The 20,102-nt window shown below is 36.5% G+C and carries 18 protein-coding genes; 10 read left to right on the top strand and 8 right to left on the bottom strand.

What is annotated here, in order from left to right:
* The first annotated feature begins 193 nt into the window (after positions 1-193).
* From ACQ33O_RS03685 to ACQ33O_RS03675, 3 genes are all read left to right on the top strand, one after another.
* Complete coding sequence (locus ACQ33O_RS03685) at positions 194-754, top strand: hypothetical protein (protein ID WP_430994209.1); 561 nt, start codon at positions 194-196, stop codon at positions 752-754.
* 406 nt (positions 755-1,160) lie between these two features.
* Positions 1,161-2,546: a hypothetical protein gene (locus tag ACQ33O_RS03680; RefSeq protein ID WP_430994208.1), complete on the top strand. Its 1,386-nt coding sequence runs from the start codon at positions 1,161-1,163 to the stop codon at positions 2,544-2,546.
* Between the two features lie 70 nt (positions 2,547-2,616).
* On the top strand, positions 2,617-3,330 hold the full coding sequence (locus ACQ33O_RS03675) for a hypothetical protein (protein ID WP_430994207.1): 714 nt from the start codon (positions 2,617-2,619) through the stop codon (positions 3,328-3,330).
* 4 nt (positions 3,331-3,334) lie between these two features.
* Here ACQ33O_RS03675 and ACQ33O_RS03670 read toward each other — a convergent pair whose 3' ends face one another.
* The 7 genes from ACQ33O_RS03670 to ACQ33O_RS03640 form a co-directional block, all read right to left on the bottom strand.
* Positions 3,335-4,108 carry a zinc-dependent peptidase gene (locus ACQ33O_RS03670; protein ID WP_430994206.1) on the bottom strand — a complete coding sequence of 258 codons (774 nt, stop codon included), beginning with the start codon at positions 4,106-4,108 and terminating at the stop codon, positions 3,335-3,337.
* A gap of 29 nt (positions 4,109-4,137) precedes the next feature.
* Entirely contained in the window at positions 4,138-4,611 is a 474-nt protein-coding gene (locus tag ACQ33O_RS03665) for a hypothetical protein (protein WP_430994205.1), read from the bottom strand.
* A gap of 3 nt (positions 4,612-4,614) precedes the next feature.
* Positions 4,615-5,118 (bottom strand): cupin domain-containing protein, encoded by a 504-nt coding sequence (locus ACQ33O_RS03660; RefSeq protein WP_430994204.1) that lies wholly within the window; start codon positions 5,116-5,118, stop codon positions 4,615-4,617.
* Entirely contained in the window at positions 5,115-5,348 is a 234-nt protein-coding gene (locus ACQ33O_RS03655) for a DUF3820 family protein (protein ID WP_430994203.1), read from the bottom strand. The genes ACQ33O_RS03660 and ACQ33O_RS03655 overlap by 4 nt, the downstream gene beginning before the upstream one ends.
* A 25-nt stretch (positions 5,349-5,373) precedes the next feature.
* Positions 5,374-7,698, bottom strand: a complete 2,325-nt coding sequence (locus tag ACQ33O_RS03650) for a gliding motility-associated C-terminal domain-containing protein (protein ID WP_430994202.1) — start codon at positions 7,696-7,698, stop codon at positions 5,374-5,376.
* Positions 7,699-7,846: 148 nt separating this feature from the next.
* Positions 7,847-9,289: an asparagine--tRNA ligase gene (gene asnS, locus ACQ33O_RS03645; protein ID WP_430994201.1), complete on the bottom strand. Its 1,443-nt coding sequence runs from the start codon at positions 9,287-9,289 to the stop codon at positions 7,847-7,849.
* Between the two features lie 52 nt (positions 9,290-9,341).
* Positions 9,342-11,129, bottom strand: a complete 1,788-nt coding sequence (locus ACQ33O_RS03640) for a chloride channel protein (protein WP_430994200.1) — start codon at positions 11,127-11,129, stop codon at positions 9,342-9,344.
* Positions 11,130-11,234: 105 nt separating this feature from the next.
* Here ACQ33O_RS03640 and ACQ33O_RS03635 point away from each other — a divergent pair, with 105 nt between their 5' ends.
* The 4 genes from ACQ33O_RS03635 to ACQ33O_RS03620 all read left to right on the top strand — a co-directional run bounded on the left by ACQ33O_RS03635 (position 11,235) and on the right by ACQ33O_RS03620 (position 16,368).
* Positions 11,235-12,218 (top strand): 2-hydroxyacid dehydrogenase, encoded by a 984-nt coding sequence (locus tag ACQ33O_RS03635; RefSeq protein ID WP_430994199.1) that lies wholly within the window; start codon positions 11,235-11,237, stop codon positions 12,216-12,218.
* Between the two features lie 291 nt (positions 12,219-12,509).
* Positions 12,510-14,117: a transcription termination factor Rho gene (gene rho, locus ACQ33O_RS03630; protein ID WP_430994198.1), complete on the top strand. Its 1,608-nt coding sequence runs from the start codon at positions 12,510-12,512 to the stop codon at positions 14,115-14,117.
* A 122-nt stretch (positions 14,118-14,239) separates the two neighbouring features.
* The gene (locus ACQ33O_RS03625; protein ID WP_430994197.1) at positions 14,240-15,493 is read left to right on the top strand and encodes a hypothetical protein; all 1,254 of its coding nucleotides are present in this window, start codon (positions 14,240-14,242) and stop codon (positions 15,491-15,493) included.
* A gap of 101 nt (positions 15,494-15,594) precedes the next feature.
* Positions 15,595-16,368 (top strand): enoyl-CoA hydratase/isomerase family protein, encoded by a 774-nt coding sequence (locus ACQ33O_RS03620; protein WP_430994196.1) that lies wholly within the window; start codon positions 15,595-15,597, stop codon positions 16,366-16,368.
* 90 nt (positions 16,369-16,458) lie between these two features.
* On the opposite strand, the gene ACQ33O_RS03615 is transcribed toward ACQ33O_RS03620, so the two are convergent.
* On the bottom strand, positions 16,459-17,109 hold the full coding sequence (locus tag ACQ33O_RS03615; RefSeq protein ID WP_430994195.1) for a carbonic anhydrase: 651 nt from the start codon (positions 17,107-17,109) through the stop codon (positions 16,459-16,461).
* A gap of 202 nt (positions 17,110-17,311) precedes the next feature.
* Here ACQ33O_RS03615 and ACQ33O_RS03610 point away from each other — a divergent pair, with 202 nt between their 5' ends.
* The 3 genes from ACQ33O_RS03610 (at position 17,312) to ACQ33O_RS03600 (ending at position 20,091) form a co-directional block, all read left to right on the top strand.
* Positions 17,312-17,680 carry a hypothetical protein gene (locus ACQ33O_RS03610; RefSeq protein ID WP_430994194.1) on the top strand — a complete coding sequence of 123 codons (369 nt, stop codon included), beginning with the start codon at positions 17,312-17,314 and terminating at the stop codon, positions 17,678-17,680.
* A 137-nt stretch (positions 17,681-17,817) separates the two neighbouring features.
* Entirely contained in the window at positions 17,818-18,471 is a 654-nt protein-coding gene (locus ACQ33O_RS03605; RefSeq protein WP_430994193.1) for a carbonic anhydrase, read from the top strand.
* A gap of 12 nt (positions 18,472-18,483) precedes the next feature.
* Positions 18,484-20,091, top strand: coding sequence for a SulP family inorganic anion transporter (locus tag ACQ33O_RS03600; protein ID WP_430994192.1), 1,608 nt, complete (start codon positions 18,484-18,486; stop codon positions 20,089-20,091).
* Positions 20,092-20,102 lie beyond the last annotated feature (11 nt).

Raw genomic sequence — 20,102 nt, 5'->3', positions numbered from 1 at the left:
ACGATTTTGTATGCAAATAAATCACAACTATACCAGATCAATCATTGTCATATACGCTTCGCTGTTATCATTAAATGAGTTTTATACTAACTCATTAGCATACTCGAAAATTTTAACATTTATAAAAATGATATTTTCAAAAAACCGTTTAGATTTGCTGCCAATATTTAACCACTTAACAAAATCAAAAAAAATGAAAAAAGTTTTTGTTCTTATTGCAGTTGTTGCAATATCAGCAGCGGCTCATGCACAGTTTTCTTTCAGTTATGGCCTTGGTGTTTTCTTAGCCGGGGGTAAAGCTGAAAAAGCTGATGGCCAATCGCTATTATTAAACTATGGTGTTACCGGGAACCCAAGGTATAACATCACGGAAAATGAGTCTTCTTCTATTTCAATTTCTGCACCAATTACTTTGGGTATGACGGGATCAGTAAATAGCAGATCGGGTGCATCAAGTGATGCTAGCTTTTTATTGAATGCGCCATTAATGGTAGATTACAATTCGGGGTGTGGTTCGACTTCAGATAAAACCGAAGGCATTGGTTTCTTCGGTGGCGTTGGTTATGGCTTTCATACAGGTGCTTCTGTTGAAAGTGGTAGCGCTAAAGCAACCGGTCCGATAGCAAATGCAGGCCTTCGTTTCCCTTTAAGCCTATGGGGCGATGGTCAGGTTGTTAGCGTAAGGCTTTCATACATGAAAGGATTGAACGATAACAAAACCAACGTTTTCGGATTAAACTTATTGATCAAATAATTTTAACCCTTTTTGAAATAAAAGGCTGCCCTCGGGTGGCTTTTTTTATGATCCGCTATTGTCTTTTATTTATTTAATCCCTTGCCACTCACTACTTTCTCTCAAAAAATCAATTGAGCCGGATTTGCTTTAACATTATTTATAGCAAGTAAACTACAGTTAAAAGCAATATAGATACTTGACAAAGCGTTAATTAAGTGGTTTTTCATAGGATATTGGATTTTAAAGCGGGGCTGGATTTCTATCCCGGCCCCTTTGATTTTTTACTTCATAAAAGATGGCCTTTCTAATGCTCTGTTAAAACATATCTACACTGTTTTTCGTTTAACAAAACTTTGCTGAAGTATAAAAAAATAATTTGTCTGTTTGTAGCAGTTTCTATTCTTAACTACAAACCAACAATGCCATGCCAACACTACGTACTCTTTTTTCATTTTTACTATGCACTTGTATTTTGTTTGCCTGCAATAACAAAAAAGAAAACAACACAGTTTCTAAAGTCCCAACAACAGTTTCAACCGATACGGTAGAAGTTGCTGCAGATGAACAACTAAATCTTACTGATCATGCTTTCAGTTATTTGGAAAGCTGTAAACAAAACTTTACTGTTTTACCAAATAAGGTTTCTCTTCTTAAGGGTAAAAAAGGACTAAAGGTTACTGTTGACCCCACTGTATTGGAAAAGGAAGATGGCTCTGTTATTGATGGAAAAATTAAAGTGACTATCATTGAACTTACAAATACAGACGAGTTATTTAAGAGCAATGCCACAACCATTAGTAATGGTAGATTACTTTCCAGCGGTGGTAGTTATTTTATTGGTATGGAATGTAGAGGACAAAATGTTCGGATAAAACAAGGTAAAAGTATCGATATGCAATTCCCAAAGATTAGGAAAGAGGAAATGGAATTGTTTTATGGTGAACGTACAAACGAAGGCGGAATAAACTGGATACAAGCCGGTAATAACGGATCAGGAAAACTTTATGATGAAGAACAAAAAGATGAAGAACTCACTTTCACTGATAACTACCGTTATCAAACAGCATTCTTTCCGGCATTTATGTATGATGATAATAAACAACCAAGGATCTATAAAACATTGAACGACCCTGTGTACTATTATGATAAAAAACTCACCATAAAGAATATTGTGGATACGATCAACAGAGGTAAAATGAAAATTTATATCGATACAATCGATATGTGGCCAAAAGCAGATATAGTTTTAAAACCCGGACAATATATTGATACTAATTATTTGTTTCAGAGATATGGCCCGAGAAAACAATATAAATTAATTAGTTGTCAATATTTACAGGATCAGGCCGATAGCCTGGAAAGATATAAGAAAGCAAGGCAAGAGGCCGTTGACAAAGGACAACCACAAACCCTTGCAGAACAACTACAAAAATATTATAGCCCAAGCAAGATCATTTCATTGGGATGGATCAATTGTGACCGCTTTTATCAATTAGAAGAACAACCCGAAACATATTTTGACCTGCCGATAACAATGACTAAAGGAAGCGTAAATTACTTTTTACTCTTCAGATCGATGAATGGACTTATGAGCGGAAAAGCAGTTATCAATAATAGTAAAATTTGTCTTGGCAGATTACCGGTTGGTTCAGATATAACACTTGTGGCTTTCGCAAAAAGCAATGGAAAGATCTTTCAGTGCAAAGAAGATTTTACTGTAAGTAAAAATAGCAAATCAGTAGCTCTTAATTTTAAAAATATTTCTGAAGAAGATTTAATAAAAATATTTGGTAAAAATGTAAAAATATAATTTATAACATACCCACAAGAGGGTATTTTATTCGTTGTGACTTTTTATTTTCTTTGATAAAACTTTTATCATGAGGAAAATATTTTTACTTGTTTTTACCGCTACTATTGCAATAAATGTATTCGCACAAAATAATAGCGCTTCCGATGCAGGATGGCAAATTGAAACAGGTTGGCAAAAATTGACCCGTAGCGAATTTAACACATACCTTGGTACTATTTCCGATACACTTGATCTTGCAAGTCCGCTCTCTGCTTCCCCGGGAGAATTCAATGTTGGTATATCCGGATTGGTTGCCGGAAAGCATGTTGGTTTTGAAGCCGGGGCCAGTTACGGCCGCTCATTTGGAAAAACATTACAAGATAATGGACATACAGCTGCCGGAAGAATGAATCTTACGACCTTTAATCTTCGGTTAGGTCCGAATTTCATTTTGAATAAAAATTTTTATATTGGTACGCAATTAATGGTTTCTTCCACAGATATACAACTCGATGTTGAATCTATTAATAGTGCTACAAAATCAAGATTTGAATCTACCGACGAAAGCAATCCGTTCAGAGCAATCAATTTTATGGTAAGATTTCAAACAGCTTTTTGCATTCCGACATCAAAAAAAATAAACAATACATTTAAAATAATTCCATTCTACGACCTCAGCATAAGTAAACATAACTTTTACAAAGCGTCGGATAATGTGTTGATAGGGTACTCAGGTAAACACTCATCAAGTGTAAATGGATACGGTTTTAGATTAGCGTATTTTTTTGCTAAAAAATCTTAACGTATCACAGCTTAGGCTGATGCCGGAAAATTTTAATCAGTAATGCATACAGGTCAGGATGTTTATCCTGCAGCAGATCGGGACGTTCAAAAAAGTATTCGGATACTACTGCAAAAAACTCCGACTCATTGGTAGCGCCATAATCGGCAATATCAGAATCGTCATTTCTGATCTCTTCTATTTTTTGCCGCATTAATTGAAGCCAAGGCAAAATATATTTTTTTTCGAGAATCGCTGTTGGAATGCCGTCGATCGATCCATCTGTTTTATCAATAAGATGTACAAACTCGTGTATTGCCGTATTACGTTTGCCGGTAAGATTTGTAAATGCTTGTCTGAGTTCAAATTGAGAAAGGATCATCACATTATTAAATGCTCCTGTGCCCACCATTCCCAAAATATTTCTTTCATCTCCCACCTGATCAAAATCGTGATTGAATGAGTCGGGATATAGTAACACTTCATTTAAATTAGGATATTCCCAATCCGAAAAATTGAAGATGGGAATAATTGCACTTGCTGCTATCAACACTTTATCTATATCCTCAACAATTGTATTCACTCCGGTTATTTTCACTGTTGCCAGAAATCGTTGCAGCCTATGCTCAAATTCTTTTTTCTTACCAATACCAAGTTCACGGTAAAAAGGAACCTCAGCAGTTAGTATAGCCTTGTATTGATCGGAAATCGGGAGAACCTTTACCGGCTTTTTCTTCAATTTGAAGAATAAATAAAGCGAAACCAATAGTAATATTATGATCGAAAGCACTGGATTCATATCCTGTAAAATTAAACATCAAAAATGATCTACTCAACTTGTCTCAATTCTTTCAGCATATCATATTGAAGATCTTCATGCAAAGTTGCAATGGCGGTCTTTATTTTTTTTATTTGTTGAGTGTAGATATTTTGAATGAGTAAACTTTTTTCAATTGATATGCCTGAAGCTTTTAATGAGCTGCAGAAATGAATAAGCAGATAAGCTTCTACCTGTTTACTGGCTGTGTATTTAATATGCTTATTGGTAATACGTAATATTTTACGAATGCTCTTTTTAGCAAAATAAAGATTGGTAATGTTTACTTCTGCAAACAACGCATCAATTACTGTCTTTACCGCTTCAATATATCCTGCCTCATCATGTGCTTCAAATAACAAATAGGTTAATAGTTCTTTATTCTCTTTTTTAAATCTTGCTAAACGCAAACACAATTCTGTTATTTCTTTTGCTGAAAGATTTTGTAATTCCTGTTTTATTTCATTGATACTTGATGCTTTCATAGTCTATCTGCACAATTCGTTGATGATCTTTTTATGCTGGTGATATTTTGCTGCCAATATATTTGCATCAGCTAATTCAAAATCTGCAAAATCAAAACCCGGTGAAACCGTACATCCAACAAAACAAAAATTGCTATTAGCTGCAGGCCTGCTTGCAAACCAGCAATTGGCAGGCACTACATATTGAAACAATTCCCCTTTGCTAATATCACTTCCCAAATTAATAATATCTAACACGCCGTTGTTTTGTATCACAAACACCTGCAATGTTTCCCCTGCATAAAAATGCCAACACTCATCGCTTTTAATACGATGGAACGCTGAAAAATTTCCTTGCTCCAATAAAAAATAAATAGCCGTTGAAAACACCCTGCTGTGCTCAAACCTTTCAGGTAAAGCTTCTTCCTGTATCGATTCGTTGCTCTTGTAAGTTTCTTTATACCAGCCCCCTTCGGGATGTGGCAGTAAATGATATTGCTGAATAAGTTGTTGAGCAGAAAGTGTCATCGCATATTTTTTAACGGTCGAAGTAAATCTTCGATACCATTTATTTTTATTTCATACATCGTTTGTAACAACATACCGAGTTTCCCCTTTGGGAATCCTTCTCGTTGAAACCATTCAAGGTAAGATACCGGCAGATCACAAAGTAATCTGTCTTTATATTTTCCAAATGGCATTTTCATTATTACCAATTGCACCAATAATTCGCCATCGGGTTTCAAATCATCTGTCATCTGATAAAATTAATGTATCAAAGTATCATCTCACAATTACTATCACACCTTTTTTAAATTTTGTACCGCTACCTTCAAAAGTGTAAGATGCATGCCAGGTAAAAGTAGCATTGGCTGTTAATGCTCCGTTCAAATCTCCTGACCACCTTTTTCTTGGATCGTTGCTGGCAAAAACCAATCCTCCCCAACGATTATAAATTGATAAGGTGTAATTGCTGACTGCATTCAAATTACCAATCGGACCAAATTGGTCATTCAACCCATCGCCATTGGGTGAAAAGCCTGTAGGGAAATATATATCAACACAATTGCTTACAACATCTACATTTATTGTATCGGAAGAAACACAGCCATCCTGATTGGTAAGTCTTAACCAATATTTACCAGTTTGGTTCACTGTATAAGTTGGCAAAGTGGAATTATCCGACCATAAATAATTACCTGTAATAGCAGTTGATAAAACAACCCTTTCGCCTATGCAAATAGTTGTGTCTTTACCCAAAAATATTTTTGTTGGTGCGCCAATATTGCTAACTCGTATATCTGATACATTGGTAATGCATCCGGCATTGTCCTTCAACTCAACGGCATATCTACCAGGCTTTACATTATTTGCAACAGCATTTGTACTGATGGCCGGCGTCCATGTATATTGATAATTAGCTGCACCGCCTGATGGAGAAATATTTATACTTCCGTTGGATAAGCCACAGGTTGAATTTGCTGTAGCAACATTTACGGTTGTTAAAGGTGGTTCAGTAATTGTAACAGATGCATTGCCAGTACAGCCATCATCATCTTTAACTTTAAAATTATATACACCGGCAGTTAAGCCTGTTGCTGTTGTAGAAGTTTGGATCGGATTGGTATCCCAATTATATATCATTGGATCTGTACCTCCCGTTATAATTGCGGTAGCTGTTCCATTGTTGCCTCCATTACAACTAACATCTGTTTTGTTTGCAATTGTTACATTGGGGGGTGTTACTGTTACAAGATCAACAGAAAAAATATCCGTACAGGAAGATTTATCCGTCACCGTTATTGTATAAGTGCCCGCCAATAATCCGGAAATAGAAGCAGTATTGCCTACATTCGGTGACCAGCTATATGTATAGGGAGAAGCTCCCCCAGACTCCTCAATAGTTATTGAGCCGGTTGGGGCAATACAACCCGGATTAACTGCGGTTATTATATGTTTTAATGGTGGTGGTCCTGGAAGATCGATGGTAAGCGAAGACGTACAACCTCCGGTAGAGCCAACATTCACAGTATAGGACCCTGCAGAAAGATTGGTTGCAGTAGCTGTTGTTTGAACAGGATTTGTATTCCAATTATATGTTAACGGGCTCGTACCTCCGGTTACGCTTACAGATATAGCTCCATTATTATCTCCTCCGCAGTTGATCGGCGTTACTATAGCCGATGTAAGTGTCATAATAGTGACAGGGTGTGTGATGGTTGATGGAGCATTTCCGCCGCCACTAACGGTTAGGGTTATATTAAATGTACCGGTCGACGAAAAAATATGTTCAGGGCCTTGAAATGTAGATACATTATTAGCCCCTGAAGCAGGATCACCAAAATCCCAACGAAAAGAAGTGGGGCATAGATCAGACTGATCAGCAAAAACAACTTTATTGTTCCCAACACAACTAGATGTAAAATCGGCTTTATTGGGCGGTGCATTACTAACACTAAAATCATCTATAGCCACTCCGTCAAAATTATTATTGATAGACCCTGAGCCAAAAACAAACCGAAACCGAATGTTGTTTTTCCCACCCAGTGTTGGAAGCTGTATCATTGCGGTAACCCATCCTCTAGAACTTCCCGACCAACCACTTCTTGAATTCATCAAGGTAAGATACCGCACTGAAGAAGTGTTGTACCAATTTTGATTTAAACAATCCGATAAGCCATTATATACCCCTGCATCTAACCAGGTATTGCCACCATCTGTTGAATATTGAAACCCTGTGCCATCATAATTTCTTTCAGATTCTGACCACAACGAAAATGATATTATTGGGTATTGCAAATTTGTAAAATCAAAACATTGAGTTTGTACCCAGGAAGCCTGGCTACCATTATAATTACTTGATTGCGGATCTCCTACCATCCAGCATTTTATTCCGGAATAAGACGAGTTAATGATTGGTTTTCTTGGAGTACCATACCCCCAGTCGCTACTAACACCGCCTACCGTCCATCCTCCATCAGTAGTTTCAAAATCTTGTGTATATGGAAAAGCATTGATAGTAGTAGTGCATTGTGCGTTTGCACAAAAACCACCAATCAAAAAAATGACCCCAGTTAATATATATTTATATGCTTTGTACAACAACATTAGTAGAGCCTGTAAATTTATGCTAATAATCTTTAATAAGATTTGTTGAAGGAAGATAAAGCTGCCTAAAAACAAATTGCCATCAAACTTGGAAGAAGCCTTTCAAGCTTAATGGCAAACAAAATAACGTTCTATTTAGTTTATGAGTTTAAAACTCCGCACTCTTTGGATAACGAGGGAAAGGAATTACGTCTCTGATATTACCCATACCTGTTACAAACTGTACTAAACGCTCAAACCCAAGCCCGAAACCAGCATGCGGACAACTGCCAAAGCGGCGGGTATCTAAATAAAAACTCATTTCCTCAGTAGGAATATGCATTTCGTTCATGCGTTGCGTTAGCTTATCCAAACGTTCTTCTCTTTGAGAGCCTCCTACAATTTCTCCAATACCCGGCGCAAGAATATCCATGGCCGCTACTGTTTTACCGTCATCGTTTTGACGCATATAAAACGCTTTGATGTCTTTAGGATAATTGGTAAGTATAACCGGTTTTTTAAAATGCTTTTCTACCAGGTATCTTTCGTGCTCACTTTGCAGATCTATCCCCCAACCATCGATCAAATATTGGAATTTCTTTTTCTTGTTATGATTACTTTCCTTTAAAATTTCAATCGCCTCGGTATAAGTCAGTCTCTCAAAATTATTTTCAACAACAAATTTCAATTTATCGATCAATCCCATTTCACTTCTTTCGGCTTGTGGTTTTGATTTTTCTTCTTCCTCTAAACGCTGTGCTAAAAATTCAAGATCTTCTCTATTATTTTCCATCGCATAGCCGATGATGTATTTAATAAAATCTTCAGCAAGGTTCATATTGTCTTCCAGATCATTGAAAGCAACTTCAGGCTCTATCATCCAAAATTCCGCCAAATGCCTTGTGGTATTGCTGTTTTCAGCTCTAAAGGTTGGACCGAAAGTATAAATTTCGCTGAATGCCATTGCGGCCAATTCTCCTTCTAATTGTCCGCTCACGGTAAGGTTAGTGCTCTTACCAAAGAAATCTTCTTTGAAATTTATTGAGCCATCGTCATTTTTTGGAGCTGTTCCATCAATCGGTAAAGTTGTTACCCTGAACATTTCTCCGGCACCTTCGGCATCACTTGCAGTAATGATCGGCGTATGCAGATAAACAAATCCTCTATCATTAAAAAACTTATGAATCGCAAATGCTAACGTATGGCGTACACGAAAAACCGCACCGAATGTGTTTGTACGAAAACGCAAATGAGCGATCTCTCTCAAAAACTCAAGACTATGTTTTTTAGGTTGCAATGGAAATTTTTCTGCATCACTATCACCTAAAATTTCTATTGAAGTTGCTTTTAATTCTACTTTTTGTCCTTTTCCCAAAGAAGCAATTACTTCGCCGGTTGCTTTGATACAAGCACCGGTTGTAAGTCGTTTTAAAACAGCATCATCAAATTTTCCCAATTCTGCTACTACCTGTATATTACTATTAGTACTACCATCATTCAATGCTATAAATTGATTGTTACGAAAAGTTCGTACCCATCCCATTACGGTAGCCTCATAATTGACCTTGTCACTCGACAACAATTCTTTGATCTTGATTCTTTTGTTGAACATAAAACGCTTGTTTGAGGGTGCAAATATACAATATTGTGCTTAGCTGAATATTTTACGACTCTTCATATATATCCCCCTGAGAAGAAAGGATCTCTCTGTATTTGGTAAAGAGCTTTGTTTTAGAAATAAATCCAAGAAATCTTCTTTCATTATCCAATACGGGTAAATACCAACTTTGTGTAGTATCGAAATTTTCCATCACTGTATGCATATCCTGATCTATCGTTAAAATTGCAGAAGGTTTTTTCATAATCGATTTCACAGATAGTTTACCAAATTCTTCTGGCTGAAATATTTTTTGTTTGATATCATTTAATTCGACGATACCGGCAAATCTTCCTTTATTATCTGTTACGGCAAAAATATTTTTCTCACTGCGTTTAATAATTTCTATCAGGTCTTTTAATTGTTTGTCAATAGCAATTGTTTCGTAAGTGTCTTGTAACATACTATCCAATTTAATAGACGTAAGAATATTCTTTTCCTTTTTATCTGTGAATATCTGCCCCTCTAAAGCCAGTTGTTTTATCTCCATTGAAAAATGATTATACGACTTTGCAATAAAAAAAGAAATAGAAGAAACGATCATCAACGGAATAAATAATTCATACCCATTCGTAATTTCTGCAATAAGAAAGATCGCAGTCAAGGGACAATACATCACTCCACTTAATACCCCCGCCATACCAACAAGACTAAAATTACTAGTAGGTATTTTAATCCATGGAGTGAGGTTAACTAATTTAGAAAAAAGAAATCCGAGATAAGATCCTGTAAACAAAGATGGTGCAAAGTTTCCGGTATTACCACCGCTGCCAATGGTAATAGCTGTTGCAATTGGTTTCGCTAAAATTATCAACGCTGTAAATGCAAGAATACCCCAATTATTCCCGAGCCCGGAAAGCAACATTGTATTATCTGTAAAAGAAGTAAAAGAGCCATTTGCAACCGATTTTATGCTATCATAGCCTTCACCAAACAAAGGTGGTAAAACAAAATAAAAGCTCATCAACAATAAACCGCCGATGATCGTTTTTAGATATGCATTTATTTTCCATCCATGAATTTTATGTTCTGTGGCTTTAAAAACTTTTGCGTAATACAATGAAATAAATCCTGCAAAAATTCCAAGTAGAATATAGAAAGGCACATTCTTATAATCGAAGTTTTGTTTTAAAACAAAATTGAAAAGAATGGATTCCTGCAAAATTATTTTAGAACATAATGCACCTACAACAGAAGAAATAATCAGGGGAATAAAATAACTTACAATCGTTTCCGTTAGTAAAAGCTCAATAGCAAAAATCACTCCTGCTATCGGCGCATTAAAAACCGCCGCAATTCCAGCTGCTGCACCACAGGCAATCAACAAAGTTCTTTCCTGATAATTCAGATCACTGATACGAGCCAAATTTGAACCAACGGCTGAGCCTGTTGCTACAATTGGGGCCTCCAAACCTCCCGATCCTCCAAGACCAACTGTAAATGAACTCGTAATTACATGTGCATATGTATGTTTTAAAGGAATAAAAGACGATTTTCCTGCAATGGCTTTAAGCACCATACCAATACCTTTTTCTATTTGTTCGCCAAAAAAACGACGAATAATAAAAACGGTAACTACTAAACCAATTGTAGGAAACAATAAGTACGAAAAATGATTCCCCGGCATTTCCTCGATCCATTTTTTTAAATAATGTACTAAGGTTTTAAGCAAGACAGCTACAAGTCCCGACACAAGACCTGTAAGTGTTGCAATCAGCATAATATACTGTACTCTGGTAAGTTTTACCCTTACAATTTGTATGATGCTTTGATAAAGCAGTTTAATTGGTCTCAATAGATAACAATATTGTTGAAGAAGATTACAAAAGTAAGTTTCTTTATAATTGTATGGTTGTTAATAGAATCGCAATCGGTCTAATATTAGAGTTATCTTTATACTATGAAAATCGCTTTCTTTTCCGCTAAACTGTACGATAAGGAATTTTTCGACCGCTTTAATAAATCGAATGAAATTCATTATTACGAAGCAGCATTAACTGAACAAACCGTAAACCTTGTTTCGGGGTGCAGTGCTGTTTGTGTTTTTGTAAACGATAAATTAAATGCAACTGTCATCACCGGATTAAAAAATGCAGGAGTACAATTAATTGCTTTGAGGTGTGCAGGTTTTAATAATGTAGATCTGAATGCAGCAAAAGCCAATAATATCAGTGTTGTAAGAGTACCGGCTTATTCGCCGCATGCAGTAGCAGAGCACGCCGTGGCATTAATGTTGACACTGAACAGAAAAACACATAAAGCCTATAACAGAGTTAGAGAATCTAATTTTTCTTTGGATAGATTAACGGGCTTTGATCTTTATGGCAAAACCGTTGGTGTCATCGGTACAGGAAAGATCGGCAGCGCATTTTGTGAGATCATGTTAGGATTTGGTTGCGATGTAATTGCATTCGATCTTATTGCCAATAAACAACTGGAAGAAAAAGGCGTTTCTTATTTACCATTGATAGATGTTGTACAACAAGCCGATATCATTTCATTGCATTGTCCGCTTACCGAACAAACCAAACATATGATCAATAAAGACACCATAGCTATGATGAAGGATGGTGTAATGCTCATCAATACCAGTCGTGGTGCATTGGTAGAAACTTCTGATGCTATCAAAGCGCTTAAAACAGGAAAGATCGGCTATCTTGGTTTGGATGTTTATGAACAGGAAGAAACCCTGTTCTTCAACGATTTATCGGAAAATATCATTCAGGATGACCTGATCATGAGACTACTAAGTTTTCCAAACGTTTTAATTACGGCTCATCAGGGATTTTTTACAGAAGAAGCGTTGAACCAAATTGCACAAACAACACTGGCCAATATAAAAGCATTTGAAAGTAAGGAACCATTAAAAAATGCAGTAGTGTAAACAGACCCATACATTTCGATAAAGGCCCAATGGTAGTTCTAAAGATGAAAGGAGTCCTTCGTTACCTCAGGGTAAACTCGGCCTCTGCTGTTCAGTCAGGGTTCAAAAGCCCGTTAAATAAAAAAATTTGCATTTATTGAAAAACATCGTAATATTGCTTTGGAATAAGGCTGGTTAAGAGTATCCAATTTCACTTACTGCATCAGATAGTCACATTCCATCAACATATAATTCTCATACATTTTTCAGATTTTAAGAGCGGATTTTTGAAGAAATTATTTTCAACCTTTTATGTACGATATTTTACAACTGAACGATATGGTCGTTCCCGAGTTGCTTGACATAGCGGAGCAACTTAAAATTCCAAACTTTAAAAAACTAGACAAACAAGATCTTGTGTACAAGATTCTTGATAAACAAGCTATTATGAACGCAGCCATTAAAAACGAAGAAGGCGATAAGCCAAAACGTAAACGCATTATTAAAGCCACAACATCCAACAGCACAGAGGATGCAGAGGTAATGCAAGAAAAAGCCAAACCCGAACAAAAAGCGGCAAGGAAACCGGAACCTGCTAAAAAAGCAGTAAAGAAAGACGAAGATTTTGAAGAAGAACTTCAGCCCATCACCAATGAGCAAAGTACTGTTCCACCTGCTATTGCATCGCTTTTGCAGGAAGAAGATATACAACAACCGGAAGCAATTCCTACAGACGATAATGGTCGTCAATACACACCAAAACAAAATCAACAAAGAAGAGACCCTCAGGTTTTCAATATAGAATTTGACGGCATTATTTTAGGCGAAGGTGTTTTAGAAATGATGCCCGATGGTTATGGTTTTTTAAGAAGCAGTGATTATAATTATTTGTCTTCTCCTGATGATATTTATGTATCCCCATCTCAAATAAAATTATTCGGATTAAAAACGGGTGATACTGTTTATGGAAGTGTTCGTCCGCCGAAAGAAGGCGAAAAATATTTTGCTTTATTAAAAGTAGAAACCATCAACGGCAAAAGTCCGGATGAAGTTAGGGACCGTGTTCCTTTCGATTATCTGACACCGTTATTCCCTTTCGAAAAATTGAATTTATCTACACAAGCGAATAATTACAGCACAAGAATCATGGATCTGTTTACGCCAATCGGTAAAGGTCAGCGTGGATTGATAGTGGCACAGCCTAAAACAGGTAAAACCATGTTGCTCAAAGAGTTGGCAAATGCGATCGCAGAAAATCATCCTGAATGTTATTTAATGATCGTACTGGTTGATGAAAGACCGGAAGAGGTTACTGATATGGAACGTAGCGTAAAGGCAGAAGTTATTGCCAGTACGTTTGATGAACCTGCAGAAAAACATGTTAAGGTTTCAACAATCGCTTTACAGAAAGCAAAACGTTTGGTAGAATGCGGACATGATGTGGTTATTTTATTAGATAGCATTACTCGTTTGGCAAGAGCACACAATACAGTTGCTCCATCAAGCGGTAAAGTTTTATCGGGTGGTGTGGAAGCAAATGCAATGCAAAAACCAAAACAATTTTTTGGTGCCGCACGTAAAATTGAAAACGGCGGATCGCTTACTATCATTGCAACTGCGTTAGTTGACACCGGTAGTAAAATGGACGAAGTAATCTTTGAAGAATTTAAAGGTACCGGTAACATGGAATTACAATTAGATAGAAAATTGTCTAATCGTCGTATCTATCCTGCAATTGATATTGTTGCTTCGTCAACACGTAGAGATGATCTGTTGCTTGATAAAGATACCTTCCAACGTATGTGGGTATTGCGTAAGCATATGGCCGACATGAATACAGAAGAAGCTATTAATACTTTGTTGAAGAACATGAAAGGAACAAAGGATAATATTGAGTTCCTAACCTCAATGAACGGATAATATTTTATCTTATAATAAAAGTTAAAGCTGCTTGAAAATAGCAGCTTTTTTATTTTTATCGCACAAATGGCATAATAAATGTGTGTAATTTAGCGTCTATTAATTTCATCGACCTATACAATATGAAAAAATTTGGAGTAAAAACCCTGTTGTTATTTTTATTGGCTTTCCCATTGCAAATATTTGCACAAGACGTTGCTGGCGTATGGAACGGGACCATATACAATGACTCAACACAAAAGTTTTACACCTACCAAATGGTTATCAGTGACGATAACGGAAAACTTTCGGGTTACTCTTATACAGTGTATGATATTGATGGCAAGCCTGAAGTAGGTATGAGAGATCTGAAAATAAAAAGAAAAGAAAATGTTTTTACCATAACGGACGATGATCTGGTTTATCATAACTACAGCGAAGCCCCACCTAAAGGCATTCACAAAGTAAGTATTTTAACTGTTGAAGTGATGGATACAACGATGACACTCAAAGGAGAATGGCATTCCAACAGAACTAAAAAGTTTTCGCCACTCTCAGGCAAAATTGAATTACATAAAGCAAGCAATTATAAAAATTTTGAAATATTTAAAAAGTTGGAAGATCTAAAAGTTGACGATAAATTATCGTTTACACCTAAGGCTCCGAAAGAAACTTCAAACGAAGCTGCTATTGCCGCAAAAAAGAAACAAGAGAAAGAGGCCGAAGAGAAGAGAGTTAAAGAAGAGAAACTAATGGCAGAAGCAAAAAAGAAAGCTGATAAAGAAGCCGAAGAAAAAAGAATTAAAGAAGAAAAAGCAATTGCGGCTGCTGAAAAAAAGGCAGAAAAAGAAGCAAAGGAAGCTGAAGAAAAGAGAATCAAAGAAGAAAAACAAATTACAGCTGCTGCTGAAAAGAAGGCAAAACAAGAGGCAAAAGAGGCCGAAGAAAAAAAGCGTAAAGAAGAAAAGTTGATTGCTGCAGCTGAAGAAGCAAAAGCCAAATCAGCAGCCATTATAACAACTCCTCCACCACCTGCCAAGGATGTGGAAAAAAGAAAGATCATCAAAACACAAGAAGTGTTTTTTAAAAGCGATAGTTTGGTATTATCTCTATTTGATAATGGAGAAGTTGATGGCGATATTGTTACAGTATTAATGAATGGACAGATCATCATGCCACAAGTATCACTAACTACAAAGGCTGTACGAAAAACAATTTATATAGATAAATCAACTCCCGACTCTTTGCAACTTGTAATGTTTGCAGAAAACCTCGGAAGCCTGCCCCCAAATACCGGCCTGTTGGTTGTAAACGACGGTAATGACATTTATGAGGTAAGATTCAGTGCCGATCTTCAAACCAACTCAGCCATATTACTTCGAAGAAAAAAGAACTAAACCTATTCCTCATATCAAGCCGGTAATTCTGATAAAAACAGGAATTATTAATAGTATAAATAGAAAATTATTTCTAACTTGAATACACATATTTATACTTTATGATACAGGAAATACAGGAAGGCTACGTACAAACGGAAACACATCAGGGTATTACCACCATTGAATTCTTTCACCCTAAAAGCAATTCCTTACCCAAAAAGATATTGCAGGAACTAGCTAAAGAAATTCATTTTGCAGGCACACATAAAGAAACCAAAGTGATCGTTCTTAAAAGCGGAGGTGAAAAAGCTTTTTGCTCCGGAGCTAGTTTTGAAGAATTAGCAACCATTAAAACTGATGGTGATGGTCATGCATTTTTTAATGGATTTGCTGATCTGATCAATGCCATGCGTAAATGCCCGAAACTGATCATCGGCAGAATACACGGTAAATGTGTTGGTGGCGGCGTTGGTCTTGCAGCTGCTGTCGATTATGCTATTGCTACCGATAAAGCCGAAATAAAATTGAGTGAACTCTCCATTGGTTTTGGCCCTTTTGTAATTGGGCCGGCTGTTGAAAGAAAGATCGGTACAGCAGCATTCAGTGCATTATCGATTGATGCCACCATGTGGCGTAACAGCGACTGGGCAAAACGTAAAGGACTATTTGCAGAAGTGCATGAGTCGGTAGAAAATATGGATGAATCCATTCGCCGTTTATCGAATAACTTATCACATTTTTCTCCGGAGGCAATGGCGGAAATGAAAAAAATGTTTTGGAAAGGAACTGATCATTGGGATACATTGTTGAAAGAAAGAGCCGCTATCAGCGGTAAGTTAGTGCAGACTGAATTTACAAAGAAGGCAATTGAAAAATTGAAAACAAGAGATTAAAACAGCTTCGAGTTACGAGCCTCAAGGGAAAAGCAAAAGAATTTGATATAGCATACTTGTCCCTTGAGGGTTATTGTTTGAAGCTCAATTTTACAGATCATATTCATACAAGGGATCAATTGCAGCTCCCGGTTGCATTTCCAACACCGGTTTAATAACACCATCTTTAAGGCTATACACCCATCCGTGGAGGTCAGGACCCTTTCTTTGTTTCCACGCTTTTTGAATAATAGAAGTTTTTGCCAGTCGTTGTGTTTGCTCTATAACATTTAATTCTGTTAATCGATCTGTTCTTTCATTTTCATCAGCAATAGCATCAAGCTCTTCCCTATTGTCACGATAAACATCTTTAATATTACGTAACCACATATTCAATACCTGATTATAATCCTTGTTGCCCATGGCAGCTTTTATTCCTCCACAGCCATAATGTCCGCAAACAATAATGTGTTTCACTTTTAAATGCACTACTGCAAATTCCAGCACACTCAATAAGTTTACATCAGTATAAATCACCAGATTGGCAACATTGCGATGTACAAAAATTTCCCCGGGATCGGTGCCGGTTATTTCATTAGCAGGAACCCTGCTATCACTACATCCGATCCATAAAAATTCGGGAGTTTGTATATCAGATAAGCGTTTAAAAAAATCAGGATCTCCTTTTACCTTTCCGGTGGCCCACTTTTTGTTGTTCTCCAGTAATAGTTCGTATGGTTTCATGAAACAGTCTTTACTCAAAAATAATATTTAATGAACTTATTGTCATGTTAATTTGTATCCGAAGGCAATATAATTATTCATTTCTGATTTAATTTTTTTAACAGATATATAGAATATTGTACATCAGTGGTAAAAGTAGATCAAACCAATAGAATATTCACTGTTCAATGATAGACGGTTTGGTTTACAAGCAGCAAAGAAGTAACTTGCAGCCTTAAGAATGACCAAAAGGAAAACAACATATACCATATTTCAAAAAGCAACAGCTATTTTTTTGATGCTTAACTTGTTATGGTTAACAGTTAGCACTCCTTTTGTAGCTGCCGCTCAGCAAGAACTTGCGAAGCAACAAAAAGTACTGGCAACAGAAGCTTCTAGCAGCGATGATGGCAACAGTGAAGATTGTACCAACAATAATGTTGAAGAAAAAGTACCAAGCAGTACTAATCTTGCCGAAGAATTTTTACATGATCACCATATTACACATCATTTCTTTTCGGTTGTATCGCACTACCACAAATTAGAGAATGCAGACAACTACATCGCCTATCATGGAGAACTGCACGTTCCACCCCCCAATGCCGCTTAATCGGTAACACAAAATTTTTCTACATACCGCAGAATTTTAAGTAAAAGTTCTTGTACCGGTATATCTACTTTTAATTTATTCATCATGGCAATGTTATCACTTAACGATAACCTCTGCCGTATAATACAGATACATCAATGAGAAAGCATTCAAAAGAATTTTTAGAAAATCTTACCCCAAGCAAAGCCTATGAAATACTGGTTGAGGGTAACCAAAGGTTCATTAATAGTCTGAATACAGATCATGACCACTTGGAAGTAATTAATCAAACAAGGGAAGGCCAATACCCTTTCGCAGTGATATTAAGTTGCATGGATTCTCGTACATCTGTAGAACTTATTTTCGACCAAGGTCTAGGGGATCTGTTCAGCATCAGAGTAGCCGGAAACATAGTAAACGATGACATTATTGCCAGCATTGAATATGCAGTAAAATATGTAGGTTCTAAAATTCTGGTAGTATTAGGTCATACCGAATGTGGGGCTATTAAAAGTGCGAAAATGGGTGTGGAAGATGGTTATATAACGGGATTGCTTAAACGCATTAAACCATCTATCAGTAAAGCATTGCTTATAGAAGATGAACATAAATGTGTGGATAAGGTAGCTTATGCTAATGTTGAAAACAGTCTTGAAGAAATTTTACAGAAAAGTCAAATAGTAAGAGAGATGTTTTCAAATGGACAGATCGGTATTGTTGGCGGCGTTCATAATATTGAGAACGGAGAAGTGGATTTCTTTAAAAACCTAACAAATCAAAAAGTAGAAAATAAAAAATTGGCAACAGTTTAAAAAAGAAAATAAATGCAAATCAATTTGAAAAACCTAAAGAGTGATCTACCATCCGGACTGGTAGTTTTTTTGGTAGCCTTACCGTTATGCCTTGGTATAGCATTAGCTTCAGGGGCGCCTCTTTTCAGTGGAATTATATCCGGTATTGTAGGGGGTATTGTTATCGGTAGCCTTAGCAATTCTGCTTTAAGTGTGAGTGGGCCTGCCGCAGGTTTAGCGGCTCTTGTATTTGGTGCAATAACAGCCATTGGAAATTATGAATTGTTTTTATGTGCTGTTATGGTTGCCGGTATATTACAGGTTTTACTTGGCCTTGCAAAACTTGGTGGTATTGCTAACTATATTCCTAGCAGTGTTATTAAAGGCATGCTTACCAGTATAGGTATTTTAATTATTGCAAAACAAATTCCACATGCGTTTGGATATGACAAAGACTCAAAAGGAAATGTTACAGAGTTGATCGATTATGGTAGTGAAGATATGCATGAACTGCTGCAACCTTTGCAACATATAGAAGTAGGTATCACAATCATTTGTGCTATTTCGATCATTATCATGATTCTTTGGGAAAAACCCTTTATTAAAAAAAGACTTCCCTTTATTCCGGGTGCATTAGTTGCAGTAGTAGTTGCCGTTATCATTAATCAGATATGGGGAGCAACAGGCAGCAAGTTGGCTGCCGAAAATGAGCATCTGGTGAAAATTCCGATTGCAAAAAATGCAGGTGATTTTTTCGGATTTTTTACATTGCCTGATTTCAACGGTTTGCTTGATGGAAAAGTGATCATGTACGGCGTATTCATTGCAATCATTGCATCGCTTGAAACTTTGCTGAGTATTGAGGCCGTAGATAATATTGATCCAGAAAGACGTGTAACCAACACTAACCGTGAATTGTTTGCTCAGGGATTTGGTAACACAGTGGCCGGATTAATAGGTGGACTACCAATTACCAGTGTAATTGTAAGAAGCAGCGCCAATGTTAACTCAGGTGCTAAATCAAAATTATCTGCAGTGATCCATGGTCTATTATTATTGATTTGCGTAATTGCTATTCCTTCTTTATTAAATAAAATACCATTATCTGCTTTAGCAGCTATTCTTTTATTAACAGGCTATAAATTAGCAAAGCCATCATTCTTTAAACAAATGTTCAGCAATGGCAAATATCAGTTTATTCCTTTTATTGTAACAGTGATCGTTATTCTAGCTATAGATCTTTTTAAGATCTATCCTCCTGTTAGCGGCAAGGGTCTTGTGATTGGTGTAGGTGCTGGAATCTTTGCTGCATTCGGTGCTATTCTGCATGGTAATCTAAAAAACTCATATTTCTTCCACGAAGCTAAACACAAGCAAGGCGATAGTATTAATATTCATTTATCTGAAGAGGTATCTTTTTTAAATAAAGCAGCTATCAGACAAACATTGGATAATATGCCTGCAAATACTTCAGTAACCATTGATGCAAGCAATACAACATACATCGATTTTGATGTACTTGAATTGATAAAAGAGTTTCGGGATATTAAAGCTCCGCTTAAAAATATCAATCTTCAATTGGAAGGCTTTAAAGAAAAGTATCAAATAGTAAACGAACAAAACGTTCAATCCGTACACTAGTAACCTGGTGT

Origin of the sequence: Ferruginibacter sp. SUN002, assembly GCF_050611725.1 — a bacterium.
Lineage (GTDB): Bacteria > Bacteroidota > Bacteroidia > Chitinophagales > Chitinophagaceae > Ferruginibacter.
Note: the sequence above shows the minus strand (reverse complement) of the source record. Positions and strands in the feature narration are given on the sequence as shown.